Genomic DNA, 2,544 nt, shown 5'->3' with positions numbered 1-2,544 from the left:
CGGGATGGTTTCGACCCCGATCTTGATGAAGGTATAGGAAGAGCCCCACAGCGTGGCCAGCAGCAGCAGGAGCAGCAGCTCCCTGATCATCAACGGTCTGTCGCCCATCACCCGGTCCACGCCCCCAACCATCACGCCCTGCTGCATATCAGAGGACGCGTGCCCATGCTCGGGTGTTGGCCGCCCCATTCATGCCGGGGCCGGCATGCGGCCGGCTGGGTCATTCCGCCTTGTGGCAGGCAAATTCCACCAGCCGCCCATCGGGATCACGCAGGAACCCGGCATAATAGCTGGCATGGACATGCGGCATCAGGGCCGGTGCGCGGTCAAGACGCAATCCTTGGGCTGCGCCAACCTCGTAAATCCGGTCAATGGTGGCCCGGTCGGGGCTGGTAAAGGCGTAATGCACGTCGCGGGCGGCGACGTCCCCGGCCGACAGGAAAAAATCCAGGGTCTTGCCGTCGCCAAAGCCCTTCACGGCGCCATCCACCTCCAGCCGATAGCCGAGCGGGGCCAGGATTATGCTGTAGAAATGCAGGCTGGCCGGCATATCTGCGGTTTTCAACTCGATATGGTCGATCATCTTTCCCTCAGATTTTGCAAATGGCAGATATCAGGCGGCATCGATATTGCCGCCGCATAGCGGGATCAGGATGCGGCGCCCACCCCAGGCGGCGGGGTCGGACAAAAGGGCGGCCAGACCCGCCGCGCCCGCCGGCTCCACCACCAGGTCCAGGTGGCTTCGCAACAGCTCCATGGCGCGCAGGATGGCCGCATCCGGCACCAGGATGGTGCCGTCCAGGACACGACGCAGACTGTTCACGGCATAGGGAATGGGCACGCGTACGGCGATACCATCGGCGATGGTGTCGGCCCCCTCACCACCCGTCACGGGCAGTCCCCGGATGGCATGGGCCATGACCGGCGCCCCGGCCGCCGCGACGGCCAGCATGCGGGCGGCGGGCGCCGCATGCCTGACCCAGGTGCCGATCCCCGATGCCAGCGCCCCGTTGCCCAGCGGCGCCAGCACCCGATCGATGCCGGGCACGGCCTCCATTGCCTCCAGCGCGATGGTACCCGCCCCTTCGGCGATCAGCACCTCGTCCCCATCCGCGACCGCGCGGTGTCCCTTCTCTGCCGCAAAGCAGAGTGCCGCCGCCTTTGCCGCGTCGAAATCGGCACCGTGGAGGCGCACATCGGCCCCCAGATCACGCATGGCCTGTATCTTCGTCCGCACCGCATTCGCGGCGGCGAAGACTGTCAGGCGGCGGCCATGAAGGCGGGCGGCCCAGGCCAGCCCCTGCCCGAAATTGCCGGCGGAACCACAGACCAGCGGCCTGTCGTCATCGCCCAGGGCAGCCATGAAGTTACAAGCACCGCGTGCCTTGAAGCTGCGGATCGGGTTTGCGGTTTCATCCTTGAACCAGAGTTCGGCACCGAACATCCGGTCGAGGGTGGCGGATTGTCTGATCGGGGAACCGCGGAATGCCGGGTCAATCCGATCAAGGGCGGCCTTGATGCCGTCGGGGTCTGGGTATCGCATGGAGGGGATTGTAAGGCGATGGTGCGCGCCATTTCCGCGAAATGGGGCCGCTTGGTGCTTTATGCATGCGAATTACGATGTCATTCTGCCGAAATCATGCACATGCCCGACCTTGATCTGTTTGATCGCAAATTGCTGACCCTGGTGCAGAAGGATGCCGACCAGACGGCGGAAACGCTGGCGGAACAGGTCGGCCTGTCCGCATCAGCCGTGTCACGCCGTCTGAAACGGCTGAAGGCCGATGGTGTGATCACCGCCACCGTCGCCCTGGTCGACCCCGCCAAGGTGGGAAAGCCCACCTTTTTTATCGCGGGTCTGGAGATTGAACGCGAACGGCCAGAAATGCTGGCCAGCCTGCGCCGCTGGCTGGCGGCGGAGGATCAGGTGCAGGAGGTGTTCTATGTGACGGGCGGCACGGATTTTATCCTGGTCATCGCCGCCCCCGACGTGGAAGCCTATGAGGCGCTGATGGGGCGGCTGATGGCGGATAATCCGACCGTCCGCCGGTATACAACCAACGTCGCCCTGGGCATTTCAAAACGTGGACTCTCCGTGCCCATCCCGGCGGTGGATACGCATTGATCAGGCGGTAACATCCAACCGCGCGCTGGACGCGGCAAAGTCGGTTATGGCCTGACAGGGCGGGCACCAGGGGTCAGGACCCATGACCCTTGGTGTCTTCATCCCCGATGAAGATCAAGAACACGATCACGCCGACGGCCACGGTCAGGAAGGCACCCGGCGCGCGCAGCAGCAGGGGAAGCAGCGTGCTGACGGCCATCCTGACCATCTCCGCTGCCTGGTCCTCTTCCCGCCGCTTCTGTTCGGCCCGGTGCCACTGGGCCATCAGCGCCCGGAAAATGGGAATGGGCAGCAGCACGCCACCGGCCACCGCCAGCAAGGCCGGGCCGGTGCCGATCAGTGTTTGAAGCCAGACAACCGCCCCCGTCAGGGCCAGCGCGAAGCCGACCAGACCCAGGAAGGCCATGACGGCATAGAGG

Annotated in this window: 4 protein-coding genes; 1 reads left to right on the top strand and 3 read right to left on the bottom strand. The window is 64.9% G+C overall.

Annotated features, from left to right (window positions below):
* Positions 1-220: 220 nt before the first annotated feature.
* Positions 221-583 (bottom strand): VOC family protein, encoded by a 363-nt coding sequence (locus Q0072_RS18860; RefSeq protein WP_298333091.1) that lies wholly within the window; start codon positions 581-583, stop codon positions 221-223.
* 30 nt (positions 584-613) lie between these two features.
* Positions 614-1,543, bottom strand: coding sequence for a threonine/serine dehydratase (locus Q0072_RS18855; RefSeq protein ID WP_298333090.1), 930 nt, complete (start codon positions 1,541-1,543; stop codon positions 614-616).
* Between the two features lie 102 nt (positions 1,544-1,645).
* Between Q0072_RS18855 and Q0072_RS18850 the strand changes: the two genes are divergently transcribed.
* The gene (locus Q0072_RS18850) at positions 1,646-2,125 is read left to right on the top strand and encodes an Lrp/AsnC family transcriptional regulator (protein ID WP_298333089.1); all 480 of its coding nucleotides are present in this window, start codon (positions 1,646-1,648) and stop codon (positions 2,123-2,125) included.
* Positions 2,126-2,198: 73 nt separating this feature from the next.
* Here Q0072_RS18850 and Q0072_RS18845 read toward each other — a convergent pair.
* Positions 2,199-2,544 (bottom strand): hypothetical protein (locus Q0072_RS18845; protein ID WP_298333088.1); only part of this gene is annotated, 346 nt, incomplete at its 5' end.

The organism is Asticcacaulis sp. (genome assembly GCF_027484505.1).
Classification (GTDB): Bacteria; Pseudomonadota; Alphaproteobacteria; order Caulobacterales; family Caulobacteraceae; genus Asticcacaulis.
This window is presented reverse-complemented; position numbering and strand designations above follow the sequence as displayed.

What these genes read in the sequence shown, in the direction of transcription:
- Q0072_RS18850 (WP_298333089.1), top strand. Translation starts at nt 1,646, where the DNA reads ATGCCCGACCTTGATCTGTTTGATCGCAAATTGCTGACCCTGGTGCAG.
- Q0072_RS18855 (WP_298333090.1), bottom strand. Translation starts at nt 1,543, where the DNA reads ATGCGATACCCAGACCCCGACGGCATCAAGGCCGCCCTTGATCGGATT.
- Q0072_RS18860 (WP_298333091.1), bottom strand. Translation starts at nt 583, where the DNA reads ATGATCGACCATATCGAGTTGAAAACCGCAGATATGCCGGCCAGCCTG.